The sequence below is a fragment of the Rhizobium sp. WSM1274 genome, assembly GCF_025200775.1.
Taxonomy (GTDB): Bacteria; Pseudomonadota; Alphaproteobacteria; order Rhizobiales; family Rhizobiaceae; genus Rhizobium; species Rhizobium leguminosarum_I.
The window spans coordinates 3,835,945-3,853,018 of record NZ_CP104138.1; the positions used below are offsets into that span (position 1 = coordinate 3,835,945).

The window sequence follows — 17,074 nt, forward strand, 5'->3', positions numbered from 1 at the left end:
CGGGGGAAACATGCGGGGAAGCAGTTCGGCGCGAGCCGGCGCGATCGTCTTCGAGACCGGCGTCGAATTTGCCGTGTGGTCGCATCATGCCGCACAGATCGAACTCTGCCTCTTCGAGGGTGACGGCAACAGGGAATTCGCGCGCCTGCCAATGGCGCGCGACAGTAACTACTTCCATCATCTGTTTGTCGACGGACTGAAGCAGGGCGCGCGCTACGGCTATCGCGCCGATGGTATCTATGCACCTGATAACGGCCTCTGGTACGATCCTTCCAAACTGCTGATCGATCCCTACGCCAAGGAGATCGATAGGCCGTTCCGCTACGATCCACGCCTCGGCATCTATGGCGAGGACAGCCAGGATCTGATGCCGAAGGCGATCGTCACCACCGATACCCCAGCCGCGATCAGCAAGCCGCTCTTCAAGCCGGGCGGTTTTATCTATGAGGTGGCGGTGCGGCCCTTCACCATTCTTCATCCCGACGTGCCGGAGGCTCAGCGCGGCACGGTCGCAGCGCTTGCCCATCCCTCCGTCATCGCGCACCTGAAGCGGATCGGCGTCGATGCCGTCGAACTGATGCCGATCACTGCCTGGATCGACGAACGCCACCTGCCGCCACTCGGCCTCACCAACGGCTGGGGCTACAATCCCGTCGCCTTCATGGCGCTCGATCCGCGGCTCGTCCCCGGCGGCATGACGGAATTGCGCGAGACGGTCGCGACCCTCCATGCCGAAGGTATCGCCGTCATCCTCGACCTCGTCTTCAACCATACCGGCGAGAGCGACCGGTACGGCGCGACGCTGTCGCTTCGCGGCCTCGACAACCTGCATTATTATCGCCACGCCCAGAATTGGCCGAGCGAACTCGTCAACGACACAGGCACCGGCAACACGATCGCCTGCGATCATCCCGAGGTCCGCCGTCTCGTCATCGACAGCCTGCGCCATTTTGTGCTCAATGCCGGGGTCGACGGTTTTCGCTTCGATCTGGCCCCAGTGCTCGGCCGCACCGCGACAGGCTTCGAGCGCGACGGGGGAACACTGGCCGCGATCCTCTCCGACGATGTGCTTGCCGACCGCATCATGATCGCCGAGCCCTGGGATATCGGCCCGGGCGGTTACCAACTCGGCAATTTCCCAGCGCCATTCGTTGAATGGAACGACCGGGTTCGCGACGATCTGCGCTGCTACTGGCGCGGCGACGATTGGAAGACCGGCGCGCTGGCAACCGCACTCGCCGGCTCCTCCGACATCTTCTCCCGCAACGACGGCAAGGAAACGCGCAGTGTCAATTTCCTCGCCGCCCATGACGGCTTCACGCTGATCGATCTCGTCTCCTACGCCGGAAAGCATAACGACGCCAACGGCGAACACAATCGCGACGGTCATAACGAGAACCACTCCTGGAACAATGGCGTCGAGGGGGAAACCGTCTATCCGACGATCCGCAAGCGTCGCCGCGACGATGTGATGGCGCTGATATCAACCCTCTTTGCCACCCGCGGCAGCCTCATGCTGACAGCGGGCGACGAGGGCGGCCGCAGCCAGCGCGGCAACAACAACGCCTATTGCCAGGACAACGAGATCACTTGGCTGGACTGGGAGGCGTTGGACGGGGATCTCATCGGCCACACCGCCTTCGTTGCAGAGCTGCGCCGCCGCTTCACCGTCTTCTCCGAAACGGGTTTCCTGTCAGGAAACGGCGATATCGAATGGATTTCGCTCTCCGGCGAACCGATGACCGTCGCCGAATGGGAGACGCCGTCGCTGTCCATCCTCGGCATGCTGCTGACGACCGGGGACCGCTCCGCACGCGGCAGGCAGACCCGGCTTGGCGTGCTTTTCAACCGCTCGCAGAGCCGCCAATTTTTCACGCTGCCTTCCCGGGGCGAACCGGGCTGGCGGCAGTTGACGCGGGATGGAACGAAGAAAGCCGGCAATGGTGCAGCCGTCGAGCCACGCTCCGTCGCCTTTTTCGTAGAAAATTGACCGCCTGCCCTCGCTTGCGCAAATCCTTGTCGCAATCGTCACAAATGCACGATAAGGCTTTGCCGCGGCGGCTTGTTTCACGAGGAATTCATGGTCACGGAAATTTCACTCTCCGACGTGCGGGGATTGATCGGCATGGAAACGGGCCTATCGGATTGGATCACCGTCGACCAGTCGATGATCGACGCTTTCGCGGCGGCGACTGACGACCATCAATTCATCCACGTTGATCCCGCGCGCGCCGCCGCCGAGAGCCCCTTCGGCGGCACCATCGCCCACGGCTTCCTGACACTGTCTCTGCTGTCGACGATGAACTACAACTGCCTGCCGAAAGTGCGCGAGCAGACCATGGGCATCAACTACGGCTTCGAGCGCGTCCGCTTCATGACGCCGGTGAAGAGTGGCGCCCGCGTCCGCGGCCGCTTCCTGCTCTCCGACGCCCGCTTCCGCGGCGCCGGCATGCTGATGACCACTTATGATGTCACAATCGAGATCGAAAACGAGAAGAAGCCGGCGTTGACGGCAAAATGGATCACTATCATCCAATTCGACCCGAAGGACCGTCCTGAGGACGTTTGAGCAAAACTGCTTTTGCTACTCTGCCGAATTGAACACGGCTTCGAGAGCATGTCCGTCGGGATCGATGACGAACGCCGCGTAATAGTGCTCGCCGTAATGGGATCGCAGGCCGGGAGGGCCATTATCACTGCCGCCATGCGCGATTGCTGCCGCATAAAACCGATCGACCGCCTGGCGGCTCGGAGCGGCAAACGCCAGATGAAAGCCCGGACCGGGCGGCCGCTGGCCATCCGGCCGATGCTTGATCGCCAATTTGTCCCCGCCGCCGGGATTGCCGTAGCCGATTGCCTGCCCTGTTTCCCCCGGCCTGATATCATCCCAGAACCGAGCGCCGCAAGGGCGGCATCGTAAAACGCCGCCGACCGTTCGATGTCGGAAACGCCTAGGGAGGCATGGTGCAGCATTTGCTTACCCCGTGAACGAGCGCACGCACACGATTTGATGAGACTCAGTGCCCCGCGTCTTCAGCCGCCTCGTTCAACAGCCCGAAGACATAATCCGAAAACGACCGCCAGCACTCCACCCGGAACGTGTCTTCTTCCGTACGCAAAAGCACGATCTCCGCCTTGCCGAGGATCGTACGCGATGCGGCTCCGACCGGGAAGGAAGCAAGCGACAGATCCTGCGGGCAACCAGCCGAAAGCGTCGCCTCCGCACCCGGTCCCGAGACGATGATCCCGATATTGCGGTGGCACACGTCGGTCGCCGAATGCAGCGCACCGGCACTGGAAAATGCCGCCATCAGGTCGGTGCCATTCTCGTCGATCACCAGCCATTCGTCCGGCCCGAGCCAGAGCGCCGATCGGGCGCCGGCCCGGCCGGATGTTTTCGGGGCGGCCGGCAGAGACAGGCCGAGAGCAGCGGAAAGTGCTGCGAGCGATTCTGCGGGCGCACGTAGCGCCACCCGGCTGGCAGTGGGTGCGGTCGTCAGCCGCACCGTTGCGGAGCCACCGAAACGGCCGGCAAGCGCCGGCTTGCGAATTGCGACATCAGCCATGGATGCGGCCACCTTCCTTGTCAAAGAATACCAGATCCGTCACTTCGACGGCGATCGTCCGGTCCGGCATCGGCACAAAGAGTGTCTCGCCTATCCGCGCCCGGCCGCCGGCGACCAGCGCGAAGGCAATCGACCTGTCGCAATTGTCCGACCAATAGGCTGATGTGACGTGGCCGAGCATGGTCATCGGCTTCGGCTCGTTCGGGCTCGCGACGATCTGCGCACCTTCTTCCAGCACCAGCTTCGGGTCCTTGGTGACGAGGCCGACGAGCTGCTTGCGCCCGTCCTTGACGAGATCCGGCCGTTTCAACCCGCGAATGCCGACGAAATCCGTCTTTTTCTTCGAAACCGCCCAGGAAAGTCCGGCGTCATCCGGGGTCACGGTCCCATCCGTATCCTGCCCGACGATGATGTAGCCCTTCTCGGCGCGAAGAACGTGCATCGTCTCCGTGCCGTAGACGCAGGCGCCGAGCGGTTCGGCGTTGGCCCAAACCGCTTCGAGCACCGACTGGCCGTAATCGGCCGGCACGTTGATTTCGAAGCCGGTTTCGCCAGTGAAAGAGACGCGGAAGAGCCGTGCGGGCACCCCGCAGACCGTACACTCGGCAACGCTCATATGCGGGAAGGCCTCGTTCGAAAGATCGAGCCCTTCGACCAGCGGCGCGACGATCTCGCGCGCCTTCGGGCCCTGCACGGCGATGACAGCCCATTGTTCGGTTACCGAGGTCAACCAGACCTTCAGATGCGGGAATTCCGTCTGCAGGTAATCTTCCATGTGGTGGAGAACGCGCGGCGCGCCGCCGGTCGTCGTCGTCACATGGAAACGGTCGTCCGCCAGGCGTCCGACAACGCCGTCGTCATAAACGAAACCGTCTTCGCGGGTCATGATGCCGTAGCGGGCCTTGCCGGGCTTCAGCGTGTCCCAGGCATTGGTGTAGATGAGATTGAGGAATTCCGCTGCATCCGGCCCCACCACCTCGATCTTGCCGAGCGTCGAGGCATCGAAGATACCGGCCGCCTCGCGTGCCGTCCGGCATTCGCGAGAGACCGCCTGGTGCATGGTCTCGCCGGCCTGCGGATAGAACCAGGCACGCTTCCAGTTGCCGACATCCTCGAAGACCGCTCCATGAGCTTCCTCCCAGTCGTGCAGCGGCGTCTTGCGTGTTGGATCGAACAGCTCTCCGCGCGAATGGCCGACCAGCGTACCATAGGTGACCGGCGTATAGGGCGCACGGAAAGTGGTGAGCCCGACCTGCGGGATTTCCTTGCCGAGCATCTCGGCGGCAATCGCCAGGCCATGCATGTTGGAGAGCTTGCCCTGGTCCGAGGCCATGCCGTTGGTCGTGAAACGCTTGATATGCTCGATCGAATGCATGCCCTCGCGCACGGCAAGGCGGATATCCTTGGCACAGACGTCGTGCTGGAAATCGATGAAGGCCTTGGCGTTGGTTTTCGGTCCCGCGCCTTCGGCAGCGCCGATCATGCCGCCCGTCCAGTCATAGGCTTGCTCGGCCGAAATTGCGATCTTCTCGCCGCTGCTTTTGCCGGTGGCCTGCGCCATCAGTTCGCCGGCGGCAAGCGATTCCTCGATCGTCCGCTGCAGGTCGTCGGTGCCGTTGCAGGCGCCGACCGAGAGGCAGTCCTGGGCATAGGAGCCGGGGAGGAAACGCTGGCTTTCGGTATCGAAGGCCACTTTGCCGCGCGACTGCGAGAACAAATGCACGGACGGCGTCCAGCCGGCCGAAACCAAGAGCGCATCGACCGCGATCTTGCGCGGCGAACCGCCGCCGTTGCGCGCTACCGTCATCGATGAGATCCGTAGCCGCCCCGAGGTATTGACGACCGATTGGCCGGCCAGAACATCGATGCCGAGCGCACGCGCCTCTTCCAGCACCGCTGCTCCCGGCGCCTGCCTGCTGTCGACGATGGCGGCGATCGAAACACCTGATCGTTTCAGATCGAAGGCCGCCTCGTAGGCCGAGTCATGCGCCGTGTAGATGCCGACCTTGGTCCCGACGGCGACGCCGTAATGATTGAGATACATCCGTCCTGCCGAGGCCAGCATGATGCCCGGCCGGTCGTTGTTTGGAAATACCATGTGCCGTTCGATCGCGCCGGTGGCGAGGATCACCCGCTTGGCCCGAACCTGCCACAACCGCTCGCGCGGCAGATCGCGGGAAGGTTTGGCGATATGATCGGTGACGCGCTCGGCAAGACCGACGAAATTGTGGTTGTAGTAACCGAAGGCGGTCGTGCGGACCAGCACTTCGACATTGTCCATCGCCTTCAGCCGCGCCACTGCCGTCTGGGCCCAGCGATGCCCGTCCTGTCCGTCGATCGTCACGCCGGTATCGTAGCGCAACGCCCCGCCGGCTTCCGCCTGCTCGTCGCAAAGGATCACCCGGGCACCGGTCTCGGCCGCGGCCAGCGCTGCCGAAAGCCCGGCGACGCCGGAGCCGACCACCAGCACATCGCAATGGGCATAGCGGCTGGCATAATGGTCTGGATCCTCCTCCGTCGGTGCGACGCCGAGGCCGGCGGCGCGGCGGATGAGCGGTTCGTAGACGTGTTTCCAGGCGGCGCGTGGCCACATGAAGGTCTTGTAGTAGAAACCGGCGGCGAAGAACGGCGACATCAGATTGTTGACCGCGCCGACATCGAAGGCAAGCGAGGGCCAGCGGTTCTGCGAGCTGACGATCATGCCGTCGAAGACTTCCTGCACGGTGGCGCGTACGTTCGGCTGCTTGCGCGCCGTGTCGCGGGAAACGTCGATCAGCGCATTCGGCTCCTCGGCCCCCGCCGACAGAATACCGCGGGCCCGATGATATTTGAACGAACGGCCGATCAGATGCACGCCATTGGCAATCAGCGCCGAGGCGACGGTATCCCCTTCGAGCGCCGTATAGCTCTTGCCGTCGAAGGTGAAGCGCGCAGTTTTGGCCGGCGTCAGGCGCCCCTTGCCGGCGATACGGTTCACGCCGCTCATTGCGCCTCTCCTTCCAGGGCTTCATAAGTCTCGACAGGCGCGTGCTTCTCGGCAGCAGCGCCGACCACCGGCTTCGGCTCACCGGCCTTATAGGTCATGAGGAACTTGTCGCTTACCGTGTCGCGGACTGCATTGAAGAAACGTCCGCAGCCATGGATGTGCCGCCAGCGTTCGAATATCAGCCCCTTCGGATTGTCGCGCAGAAAGAAATAGGCTTCGAATTCCGCGTCCGAGATCGAGGCAATATCTGCGGGCCGCGCAATATGCGCGTCACCCGCGCCGCGGAATTCGAGCTCGGAGCGCTCTTCCTGGCAGTAAGGGCAATGGATCAGCAGCATGTAGGATTTCCTTCTCCTCCACTTCTCCCCAGCGGGGAGAAGGTGCCTGAAAGACAGATGAGGGGGTGAGCGACGAATGGAGCGAGCGTTAGCACGAAAACGCCCATCGTCAGTGCGCCACCGCCGCCGCAGCAGCCTCGTCGATCAGCCGGCCGCTGCGGAAACGTTCCAGCGTCAGGCCGGCGTTGAACTTATGCGGTTCGTCGCGGGCGATCAGATGGGCGAAGAGATTGGCCGAACCCGGCGTCGCCTTGAAGCCGCCGGTGCCCCAGCCGCAATTGACGTAGAGTCCGGGAACCGGTGTCTTCGACTGGATCGCCGAACGATCCGGCGTATTGTCGACGATGCCGCCCCATTGCCGCATCATCTTGACGCGCCGGAACATCGGGAAGAGTTCGCAGATGGCGTCGAGCGTGTGCGTGATGATCTGCAGCCCGCCGGTCTGGGAATAGGAATTGTACTGGTCGGTTCCGGCGCCGATGACGAGCTCTCCCTTGTCGGACTGGGAGATATAGGCATGCACCGTGTTCGACATGACGACGCAGGGAAAGATCGGCTTCAGCGGTTCGGAAACCAGCGCCTGTAGCGGGCTCGATTGCAGCGGCACGCGCACGCCAGCCATCTGCATGACAGTGGTCGTATGGCCGGCCGCCGACACCGCCACTTTCCTGGCGCCGATGAAGCCACGCGAGGTCTCGACCCCGGTCACCCGTCCATCTGCGCCGCGCCGGATGCCGGTCACTTCGCAATTCTGAATGATGTGCACACCGCGGTCTGAGGCGGCCCGCGCATAACCCCACGCAACCGCGTCGTGCCGCGCCGTACCGCCGCGCCGCTGCAGTGCCGCCCCGTTGATCGGGTAGCGCGCGCTGGCCGAGATATCGAGCGGCGGACAATAGGCCTTCGCCTGCTCCGGCGTCAGCCATTCATTGTCGATGCCGTAGAGCCGGTTGGCATGAATATGCCGCTTGAAGGACTGCTGGTCGTGAATATTGTGCGAGAGCATCATCACGCCACGCGGCGAATACATCACATTGTAGTTGAGCTCCTGGGAAAGCCCCTCCCAGAGCTTCATCGAATGCTCGTAGATGTGCATGCTCTCTTCGTAGAGATAGTTCGAGCGGATGATGGTGGTGTTGCGCCCGGTATTGCCGCCGCCGAGCCAGCCCTTCTCGATCACCGCCACATTGGTGATGCCGTGCTCCTTGGCGAGATAGTACGCAGCACCCAGCCCGTGGCCGCCGGCGCCGATGATGACGACGTCGTATTCGGCGCGCGGCTCCGGTGACGTCCACTGCTTCTCCCAGCCCTTGTGGCCGCGAAGGGCCTCCCGTGCCACGGCAAAAACCGAATATTTCCGCATCCGCCTTCTTCTCCTTCGGGAAAGGGCTTGTTCTCCGCGCTCATACAAATCGCAAATCCAAATGCGGCACAACGGTTCTTTTGCGACGCGCGAGAGCTTTGGTTTCGACACGCTGAAGAGAATGCCGCTTCAGGCGAATGACGCAAGCGGCAGCATTTCTGCTTGTCCATCGACCGGTGGCCTAACCCAAGAGGGTTAGAAGACAAGCAATTACTAAAATGTTAACCATCACATGTTGTGGGGTATGTGTATCATGTGGGGTTGGCGCTCAGTATCAGTCGCGACGCTTTGCATCGCGTTAAGCAGCGCATGGCCGGCACCCGCCGCCGAGCCGGTCGGCCAGGCTGTCGTCATCAAGACAGAGGTGACGGGACAGAGCGGTCCTATCGAGGTCGACACCAGCGTTCATCGCAACGAGCGCATCAAGACATCGCAATCGGGGCTTGGCCAGTTCCTGTTTCGTGACGGCACAAAGCTCGCCGTCGGCTGGGGTTCGTCGGTCGTCATCGACAAATATGTCTTCGATGATTCCCAATCGGTCAAGAAACTGACCATCAGGGCGGCAAAGGGCACATTTCGCTGGGTCAGCGGCAGTTCCAACTCCTCGGCCTACCAGATCCTGACGCCGGCCGGCACGATTGGCGTACGCGGCACCGCTTTCGATTTCTACGTCGGCCCTGACGGCACGACCGCCGTCGTGCTGCTGAACGGTGCTGCCCGTTTCTGCGGTCCGGGCGGCTGCCGGCAGCTGCAGCAGCGCTGCGATTGCGTGGTGGCCAAGCCGAACGGCAATATGTCGGCGGCGCGCCGGGTCGATCCGAGCATCTTCGCGACGCTCGGAAATGAGCGCGCCTTGCCCTTCCTCTCCGGCAATCAGCGGCTTGCGGGCGGCATCGGCATGCTCGGCGGCTGCAATATGGCCTCCGTCGCGCCGGAAAGAAAGGACAGAAAACGGCCCCCGCCTCCGGCTTCGCCCGCGCCCCAGAGGCAGGATCCGCCGCAGAAACAGGCCGAGCCGCAGAAGGAACGGCCGACCAAGCCTGACACGCCGCATCACGACGAACCGGATAAACCCGACAAGCATGATGGCCACGGTCGGCATGAACATCACGATCAGCACGATGATCACGACTATAACGATCAAGGGCATCATCGCGATCGTGATCACGATAGAGATCGCGATCGTGATGGGGACACAAACCACGACAGGGCCCGGAATTTCAATCGCAACCGATGATGCCGTCAATCGGCGACGCTCTTCTCGAAACCATCCGCCACCTCGCGGAAGTGATCGCTTCTGCTGGATATCCGCCGGTAGAATTCCGCCAGCCCGCCGATCACTTTCGCCGCCCTGAGCTTTGCCGTGCCGATAAGCTTGCGCGTGTTTTTCGAATGCGAATGCAGCGCCTGCGTCAGCTGCTCGTGAACGACCGCAAGCGCGGCGAACTCCGCAGAGGCTGCAACGCGTTCGTCGCCGACGACGGCGAGAATCTGCGTTCGGCTGCTCTTCCCCTTGAGCGGAATGGCGCCGGCCTCGATCAGCGCCATTCCCGGCACCGATCTCGCCGTGCTGTCTGATATCAGAATATCGAAACCGACCTCTTTGCAGGATGATTCCAGCCGCGCCGCAATGTTGACGGCATCGCCGACCGCCGAATAGTTGAAGCGCGTCTTGGCGCCCATATTGCCGACGCAGGCAAGGCCGGTATGGATGCCGATACCGATCCCGACTTCTTGTCCGGATCCGAAGCCGAAAGCGTCGCCGGCGTTCAGTTCGGCCAGCGTTTCGCGCATGGCAAGCGCTGCGCGAACGGCCTTGGTTTCATGATCCGCCACATCGACGGGTGCATTCCAGAACGCCATGATCGAATCACCGATAAACTTGTCGAGCGTGCCTTCATTGGCCACTACATGGCGGCTCAGGGCATCGAGCAACGTATTCAGGAATGCGACCACGGCAGTCGGCGCCAGCCGCTCGCTGATCTCGGTGAAGCTCCTGACATCGACGAACATGACCGTCAGCTCGCGATCGTCTCCGCCGAGGCGCAACGCGTCGCGGGAATGCTCGATGCGATGGAGCAGCGACGGGGAAAGATAATGCCCGAAGGCACGCCGCACCTCGCGCCGCTCTCTATCGATCACCAGGATCCGGAACGAGGTCGATGCGAAATGGGTGATCGACCCGCTGATGATCGGAGCCAGCGGATCGAGGAGAAGCCCCGCATAAAGAAACGAAAGCCAAGACGCCACCAGCGCCATGGCCGTGATCAGCAGGCCGCAGGCCAGCGCGACGGCGGGACTGACGAAGGTCGTCACCCCGACGAGCAGGCATCCAAGCACGGCGATCATCAGGATTTCCAGACCGTCCGCCCAGTCGGGCCGCGAGAGAAAGCGGCCGGAGAGGATCTGCTCGACGGCCTGTGCATGCAGCGAAACGCCTGGAACGTTCTCGCCGAGCGCGGTGACGCGGATGTCCTGCAGGCCGGCCGCCGATGTCCCGACGAAGACGATACTGCCGTCGATGGCGGCGGCGACATCTGGAGAGACCCCTTCGGCCGCAAGCACCTGCCTGGCGGATATATAACGCTCCGCCCGGTCGGGGGTGACATAGAGCCAGAGCTCGCCCGCCGCGGTTAGCGGCACTACGAAATCCCCGATCTTTACCGATGTCATGATGCCGGCGCGATCGGGCGCGCCTGATAGCACATAAGTCGATGCCCCTTGTGCGACACGCAGCGCCTCGATCGCGAGATTCGGATAGAGCTGCTCGCCGTCGGTCAGGAACAGAGGGACCGCCCGTACCACCGGCGAGGGATTGCCGGGATTGAGGCTGATGTGGCCCAGTCCCGCCGCGTTGGTCTCCAATTGCGGCCGCAGCGGCGTCGAGGCACCAAGATGGGGCGGAGCCGAAACCGGGCTTTCGCCTGTAAAGGCAAAGCCCGCCTTCACCGGCGGCCGGTAATTGCCTTCATTGGAAAGGCCGAAGCCGAGCACGACGGGTTTTTCGGCAATCGATCGAGCGAATATCTCGTCATTGTCGGGCAGTTTCTCGGCAAGCGCAGGGTCTATCCCCGCGACCTCGCGGACAACGTTGCGCGGTGACAGCCGGTCCGGCTCGGCGAAAAGAATATCGAAGGCGATGGCCGAGGCGCCCATCTCCGAAAGCCGGTTCACCAGCAAGGCCATCCGGTCGCGCGGCCAGGGCCATTGGCCGAATTCGTGCAACGAGGCCTCGTCGATGTCGATCACGCGGACCGGCATTGGCTCGAAGGTTCTGGGAACCAGCCGCTGATACTCGTCGAAGGTCACGCCGCGGATCAACTTGAAGATCCCGGGATCACTTGCTCGAAGGATCGTCAGCGCAGTCACGATTGCTAGGCCGAGAACGACACCGATTTGCTGCGCGCGCGTCATGATCTCACCGGGTGTCCCCTCCCACGGCCGGCAGGGAGACCCACACCTGCCGGCAGACAAGCTACGCCGCTTTCCTCCGAAACGCCATTCGCAGATGCATCCCGGGCGCTCTCTTTTCAGCCTCCCGCATTTCGCTTTCCGCCGAACGGCAGGCAACCGTCTTTAATACGGCCACGCCTCCAGTTTTCGCCGGGCTTTTGCCTGGATGAAAAAGCTTCAACCTTGCCCGGCGCGCGGTGAAATGCTCTTGTAACGATCGAAAATCGGATGCTCTTTCGAGAGAAGGATGAAGGTCGCCGTGATTTCCGAATCCGCCGCACGCCGAAGCGGCTACTGGCTGATTGTCGTCGTGCTGGCAATGCTCGCCGGGCTGCCGCTTGCCGTCTGGCTTGATATCAGCGATCTCTCGGGCAATACCCTGCGGCGCCAGGCCCGCGACATGAGCTCGCTGATATCGAGCATCCGCTCCTATTATTCCACGAATGTTGTGGGGCGCGTTCTCGCCGCCCATGCCAGCGGCGCGGCCGAGGGCACGGTGGTCTCCCACACTTACGCGAATATACCAGGCGCCATCCCGCTGCCGGCCACGCTTTCCCTGGAGCTCGGCGACGTCATCAAGGAGCAGCAGGCCAATATCACCTATCGTTTCGTCTCCGACCTGCCGTTCAAAAGCCGCGCATCCCACGAGCTCGACGACTTCGAAAAGAATGCGCTCGCCGCGTTGCGCGCCAATCCGCAGCAGACGCTGAACGATCTCACCCGCGTCGGATTGACCGATACCTTGCGCTTCATCACCCCCGTCGTCATGGGCCAGGCCTGCGTCGCCTGCCACAACACCCATCCGGAAAGCCCGAAGACCGATTGGAAGGTGGGCGATGTGCGCGGCATTCAGGAAGTCATCATCCGGCAGCCCTACGCGAGCAACGTCTTCGCATTCAAATACCTGCTCTGCTATTTTCTTTTCGTCGCCGTCATCGGCATCAGCTTCATTGTGCTCCAGCGGCAGCAGGCGCGCGCAATCCATAGCGCCAACCAGGATCTGGAAGCAGCGAACGAATTCCTCGCCAGCGTTTCCATGAAGATTTCGCGCTATCTCTCGCCACAGATCTACAAGAGCATCTTCTCCGGGCAGAAGGACGTGGTGGTCCATACAGAGCGCAAGCGCCTGACGATCTTCTTCTCCGACATCAAGGACTTCACGGCGACGACCGAGCGCCTGCAACCGGAAGCCCTGACGGAGATGCTCAACGAATATCTGACCGAGATGTCGAACATTGCCCTGGAGCATGGCGGCACGGTGGACAAGTTCATCGGCGACGCGATGCTGGTCTTCTTCGGCGATCCCGAAACCAGGGGCCCGGAAGAGGATGCGAAAGCATGTCTGCGCATGGCCGTCGACATGCAGCGCCGTCTCGGCGAACTCAAGGACAGATGGCGCAGAAACGGCACCGAAGAGCCTTTCGTCGTCCGCATGGGGGCAAACAGCGGCTATTGCAACGTCGGCAATTTCGGCAGCAACGACCGCATGGACTATACGATCATCGGGGCGGAGGCCAATCTCGCAGCCCGGCTGCAATCGATCGCCCAGGGAGGAGAGATCGTCATCAGCTACGAAACCTACGCGCTGGTGAACGAAATCGTCGACGCCCATCCCCTGCCGCCGATCACCATGAAGGGCATACAGCGCGAGATAGTGCCCTATGCGGTGGATGGGTTGACGCTCGGTGCGGACCACAAAAGCCGAGTTCTCAGCGAGCACCTCTCGGGCCTTGACCTGCATTTGGATATGAGCCGGCTGGAGCCTGCCGATCGCCTCCGAGTCAGGACGGCTCTGAAAGAGGCGATCGCCGCGCTGGACGAAACCCTGCCCGAAACCGCCGGATCGTGACCGGATATCGGGCAAGCATGATTTTTCCGTGCGCCTCCCATATCCATCTGGACTTGCCGTGCCCAATCTGCTATCCCGCATCACCAATCGCAAGGCTGCGGCCGCGCGAACGTTATTGTTTTGCCTCTGGCCGCTGCGCCGCCTCCGGCATCAACCAACCAAAGGAACGTGATTCTCGTGCAGGTACTTGTCCGCGATAACAATGTTGATCAGGCTCTCCGCGCTCTCAAGAAGAAGATGCAGCGCGAAGGCATTTTCCGCGAAATGAAGATGCGCGACTACTACGAGAAGCCGTCGCAGAAGCGTGCTCGCGAAAAGGCCGAGGCTGTTCGCCGTGTTCGCAAGCTGGCCCGTAAGCGCGCTCAGCGCGAGGGTCTGGTTGCAGCGCGCTGAGCATTTCCGTCGTTTTTTCGACGTTTTCAGATGCATTGTGGCGGGGGCGATGGGTTCGCCGCCGCCTTTTTTAGTTTGCCGCTGAGGATCGCATATCCGCGCACCGGATATGCCGCATGGGGAAAGCGAGCCCGAATGGCTGTCAACATCTTCAAACCGTCCCGCGCTTTGCGCTTGCAGAAAATGGCATTCCTGCCCGCTTTGGCGCTGGCAGCAATGTTCGGGCTCGCCGGCTGCGAGACGACCAATACCTCGGATGCGGTGATCAGCATCGATAAGGCGCAGGGTTCGGAAGAGAATATCGCTTCCCTGACGGCTGTCATCAACGCCAACCCGCGGGATCCGGAAGGTTACAACGTCCGTGGTTCCGCCTATGGCCGCGCTGGCCAGTTCCGCCCGGCGCTGAACGATTTCAACACGGCGCTGCAGATCAATCCGCGGTTTTTCCAGGCTTACGCCAACCGCGCCCTCGTCTATCGCAATATGGGCCAACAGGCCCAGGCGATTGCCGACTACAATGCCGCCCTGCAGATCAATCCGAGCTACGACGTCGCCTATATCGGCCGCGGCAATGTCTACCGCATGGCCGGCCAAGACGACCAGGCCTTCAACGATTTCGACAAGGCGATCCAGCTCGGCACCACCGATGGCCGCGCCTATCACAATCGTGGCCTGATCTATCAGAAGCGCAATCAGCAGGATAAGGCGATCGACGATTTCTCGAAAGCGATCTCGCTCGCGCCGAATTCGCCAGAGCCCTATAATGGCCGCGGCATTTCCTATATCGCGCTGAACGACGATGACAACGCCTTTGCCGATTTCAACCATGCGATCGAGCTCAACGGCAACATCGCCGAATCCTGGGCCAACCAGGCGCTCGTCTACGAACGCCGCGGCGACAAGGCGAAAGCGGCCCGCTCCTATCGCCATGCGGTCGGCCTCGATGCCAAATACCAGCCGGCTCGCGACGGGCTTGCCCGCGTCGGCGTGGCCCCAGCCGGCTAAAGACATAATTGAACGGCCCGAAGCATCGCGCGGACCGCAACCGCCATTTACCGGTCGCACCACCCATCGGACACCGGCAAAGGCCCTGATGATTCAAGCGAATCTTCCGGCTTTGGATATCATCGAGGTGATATTGTGCCACGCCAGGCGGTGGAAGCGACGTGGCGCAAAGTCAGTCGCACCGCCTTGCCAAGAGAAGCCGAAAAAGCGTCTGTCGTCGTCGATGGCCGGTCATAGTATGTTGCAACCTGCTCTTGCTCCCCCTAACATGGACCTGCTTCGATAGCCCGCTATCGGACGTTTGAACACGTGTTGGGGGCGGTTTGCGAGAGATGTGGATCTTTGCTGTCCTGGCCGCAAGCGAAAAACGTTGCGGGCCACGCGCATTACAGCGCTGCGTGTCTTTTCAGACGCGCAAAGGACATTGCGACATTTTGAATTGCGGCAGATGAAGATCGTCGCGCTGTTCTTTCCGAAAGCCTCGATCGGAACCTACCTCGTCGCCATGGCGGTGGCGATCGCAGTGCCGATCTTCGCCTTCGTGGCGCTGCTTCTGCTGCAGCTGGAGGATAACCAGCGTTCGACGCTGAAGCGCGAGACGGCCCAGGATGCGCTTGCCCTTTCGCGCATCATCGACCGGCAGCTTCAGGACATGGCAACGACCCTGCGGCTGCTTTCGAGTTCGCCGGAGCTTGAAAACGGCAATCTCGCCTCCTTCCACGAGCGCACCGAAACAGCCCTTAGAGACAACACGCTTTTCGTCATCGCCGTCGACCGCACCGGCCAGCAACTACTGAACACGCGCCAGGCGTTCGGCACGCCGCTCGGCAAGACGGCGAATATGACAGCCCTCGAAGCGGCCATGGCTTCCGGTCGCATCGAGGCATCAGACGTCTTTCGCGGCCGGACCAGCGGCGAATGGGTCTACAACGTCACCCTGCCACGTAAGAATGATCCGGTTGCGGCCCTCATCATCACGCAGGACGCCAAAGATCTGGGCAAACTCGTGACCACCGAAGGCCTTGCGCCCGGCTGGTCGGCGGCCGTCATCGATGAGAGCGGCCACGTCGTTGCAGCCACCGGCCCTGCCAATCTCGAATCCGGCACGCCCTTCGATCCACGCATTCTGCCGGCGCTCACCGCGCCCCGCGGCGTCTTCCAAGACGAGAAGATCCTGCCGCACATGCTGCTCGGTTATGCCCAAATTCCCGGTTGGTCGTGGAAGACGGTGATCTGGGGACCGATCGCCCAGGCGTCGATCCTCAGCACCTGGCGTTTCCTCATCATCGGTGGCGTGGCACTGGTGCTTGTCGCCGTCCTGGCTGCCTATGCCGTCGCACGGCAGGTGCGCACTACCATCCGCGATATCGCCGACATGGCGAACCGCATGGGTGAAGGCCATATCGTCTCGCCTGTCGAGACCAGCGTCATCGAGGCGAACCAAGTGGCGATTGCCCTTTCGAATGCCTCTTTCGACCGTAGCCAGACTGAAGACCGGCTGCGTTTCGTCATGCACGAGCTCGTCCACCGCACCAAGAATCTTCTGACACTTGCCCAGGCAATGATGCGCCAGCTCGCCAAGCAGTCCGACAGCGTCGAGACCTTCCGCGCCGCCGTCGCCGACCGCCTCGAAGGGTTGGTTCGGTCGATCGAGCTGCTGACCAGCGAACAATGGGGAGGCGTCTCACTGCGGCGGGTCGTCGACATCCATTTGCACGCCTTCCCGCAATCGCGCGAGCAGATCGACATCAGCGGCGAAGACTTCGTGCTGAAACCGGATGCCGTGCAGAATCTCGGTCTCGCCTTGCATGAACTCGCCACCAATTCGGTGAAGTACGGTGCGCTCTCCGTACCGCAAGGCCGTGTCCGTTTCGAATGGCGCGATGTCAAGGAGGAAGACAAGCCGGAGGCCCTGCTCCGCTTCACCTGGGAAGAGCGCGGCGGCCCACCGGTCACCGAGCAGCCATCGCGCTCGGGCTTCGGCACCACCGTTATCAAAGCCCATGCCGCCTCCGCCTTTCGCGGCACGGTTGAGATCGACTTCCGGCCCGAGGGCCTATTATGGGTGCTGACGGCGCAGCGCGCCACGCTGGAGCGGGAATAAAAGTCCCGGAACAATCG

General features: G+C 62.2%; 12 protein-coding genes and 1 pseudogene. 7 read left to right on the plus strand and 6 right to left on the minus strand.

The features are described 5' to 3' along the window. Positions 1 to 10 precede the first annotated feature (10 nt). Positions 11 to 1,990 (plus strand): glycogen debranching protein GlgX, encoded by a 1,980-nt coding sequence (gene glgX / locus N2600_RS19070; RefSeq protein ID WP_260297132.1) that lies wholly within the window; start codon positions 11 to 13, stop codon positions 1,988 to 1,990. A 90-nt stretch (positions 1,991 to 2,080) separates the two neighbouring features. Next, positions 2,081 to 2,569 (plus strand): MaoC family dehydratase, encoded by a 489-nt coding sequence (locus N2600_RS19075; protein ID WP_164564032.1) that lies wholly within the window; start codon positions 2,081 to 2,083, stop codon positions 2,567 to 2,569. Positions 2,570 to 2,584: 15 nt separating this feature from the next. On the opposite strand, the pseudogene N2600_RS19080 reads toward N2600_RS19075, so the two are convergent. The 5 genes and pseudogenes from N2600_RS19080 to N2600_RS19100 all read right to left on the minus strand — a co-directional run bounded on the left by N2600_RS19080 (position 2,585) and on the right by N2600_RS19100 (position 8,253). Beyond that, a pseudogene (locus N2600_RS19080) lies at positions 2,585 to 2,973 on the minus strand (VOC family protein). 44 nt (positions 2,974 to 3,017) lie between these two features. Continuing rightward, on the minus strand, positions 3,018 to 3,566 hold the full coding sequence (locus N2600_RS19085) for a sarcosine oxidase subunit gamma (RefSeq protein ID WP_260297133.1): 549 nt from the start codon (positions 3,564 to 3,566) through the stop codon (positions 3,018 to 3,020). Next, positions 3,559 to 6,552, minus strand: coding sequence for a sarcosine oxidase subunit alpha (locus N2600_RS19090; RefSeq protein WP_260297135.1), 2,994 nt, complete (start codon positions 6,550 to 6,552; stop codon positions 3,559 to 3,561). Before N2600_RS19090 ends, N2600_RS19085 begins: the two co-directional genes overlap by 8 nt. Beyond that, positions 6,549 to 6,890, minus strand: coding sequence for a sarcosine oxidase subunit delta (locus N2600_RS19095; RefSeq protein WP_017967899.1), 342 nt, complete (start codon positions 6,888 to 6,890; stop codon positions 6,549 to 6,551). Before N2600_RS19095 ends, N2600_RS19090 begins: the two co-directional genes overlap by 4 nt. A gap of 109 nt (positions 6,891 to 6,999) precedes the next feature. Further along, positions 7,000 to 8,253, minus strand: coding sequence for a sarcosine oxidase subunit beta family protein (locus N2600_RS19100; RefSeq protein WP_018072777.1), 1,254 nt, complete (start codon positions 8,251 to 8,253; stop codon positions 7,000 to 7,002). A 253-nt stretch (positions 8,254 to 8,506) separates the two neighbouring features. Here N2600_RS19100 and N2600_RS19105 point away from each other — a divergent pair, with 253 nt between their 5' ends. Beyond that, positions 8,507 to 9,490 carry a FecR family protein gene (locus N2600_RS19105; protein ID WP_170279851.1) on the plus strand — a complete coding sequence of 328 codons (984 nt, stop codon included), beginning with the start codon at positions 8,507 to 8,509 and terminating at the stop codon, positions 9,488 to 9,490. A gap of 5 nt (positions 9,491 to 9,495) precedes the next feature. Here the strand turns inward: N2600_RS19105 and N2600_RS19110 are convergent, their stop codons facing one another. Beyond that, positions 9,496 to 11,667, minus strand: coding sequence for a CHASE2 domain-containing protein (locus N2600_RS19110; RefSeq protein ID WP_260109441.1), 2,172 nt, complete (start codon positions 11,665 to 11,667; stop codon positions 9,496 to 9,498). A gap of 286 nt (positions 11,668 to 11,953) precedes the next feature. Between N2600_RS19110 and N2600_RS19115 the strand changes: the two genes are divergently transcribed. From N2600_RS19115 to N2600_RS19130, 4 genes are all read left to right on the plus strand, one after another. After that, positions 11,954 to 13,555, plus strand: coding sequence for an adenylate/guanylate cyclase domain-containing protein (locus N2600_RS19115; RefSeq protein ID WP_260297137.1), 1,602 nt, complete (start codon positions 11,954 to 11,956; stop codon positions 13,553 to 13,555). 177 nt (positions 13,556 to 13,732) lie between these two features. Then, positions 13,733 to 13,948: a 30S ribosomal protein S21 gene (gene rpsU / locus N2600_RS19120; protein ID WP_003542939.1), complete on the plus strand. Its 216-nt coding sequence runs from the start codon at positions 13,733 to 13,735 to the stop codon at positions 13,946 to 13,948. Positions 13,949 to 14,083: 135 nt separating this feature from the next. Beyond that, positions 14,084 to 14,953, plus strand: a complete 870-nt coding sequence (locus tag N2600_RS19125) for a tetratricopeptide repeat protein (protein WP_260056750.1) — start codon at positions 14,084 to 14,086, stop codon at positions 14,951 to 14,953. Between the two features lie 448 nt (positions 14,954 to 15,401). Further along, complete coding sequence (locus N2600_RS19130; protein WP_170259843.1) at positions 15,402 to 17,057, plus strand: sensor histidine kinase; 1,656 nt, start codon at positions 15,402 to 15,404, stop codon at positions 17,055 to 17,057. The last annotated feature ends 17 nt before the right edge of the window (positions 17,058 to 17,074 follow it).

Coding starts and splice junctions, on each gene's coding strand:
- N2600_RS19115 (WP_260297137.1), top strand. CDS start 11,954: ATGAAGGTCGCCGTGATTTCCGAATCCGCCGCACGCCGAAGCGGCTAC.
- N2600_RS19095 (WP_017967899.1), bottom strand. CDS start 6,890: ATGCTGCTGATCCATTGCCCTTACTGCCAGGAAGAGCGCTCCGAGCTC.
- glgX (WP_260297132.1), top strand. CDS start 11: ATGCGGGGAAGCAGTTCGGCGCGAGCCGGCGCGATCGTCTTCGAGACC.
- N2600_RS19085 (WP_260297133.1), bottom strand. CDS start 3,566: ATGGCTGATGTCGCAATTCGCAAGCCGGCGCTTGCCGGCCGTTTCGGT.
- N2600_RS19130 (WP_170259843.1), top strand. CDS start 15,402: ATGAAGATCGTCGCGCTGTTCTTTCCGAAAGCCTCGATCGGAACCTAC.
- N2600_RS19105 (WP_170279851.1), top strand. CDS start 8,507: ATGTGGGGTTGGCGCTCAGTATCAGTCGCGACGCTTTGCATCGCGTTA.
- N2600_RS19075 (WP_164564032.1), top strand. CDS start 2,081: ATGGTCACGGAAATTTCACTCTCCGACGTGCGGGGATTGATCGGCATG.
- N2600_RS19125 (WP_260056750.1), top strand. CDS start 14,084: ATGGCTGTCAACATCTTCAAACCGTCCCGCGCTTTGCGCTTGCAGAAA.
- N2600_RS19100 (WP_018072777.1), bottom strand. CDS start 8,253: ATGCGGAAATATTCGGTTTTTGCCGTGGCACGGGAGGCCCTTCGCGGC.
- N2600_RS19090 (WP_260297135.1), bottom strand. CDS start 6,552: ATGAGCGGCGTGAACCGTATCGCCGGCAAGGGGCGCCTGACGCCGGCC.
- N2600_RS19110 (WP_260109441.1), bottom strand. CDS start 11,667: ATGACGCGCGCGCAGCAAATCGGTGTCGTTCTCGGCCTAGCAATCGTG.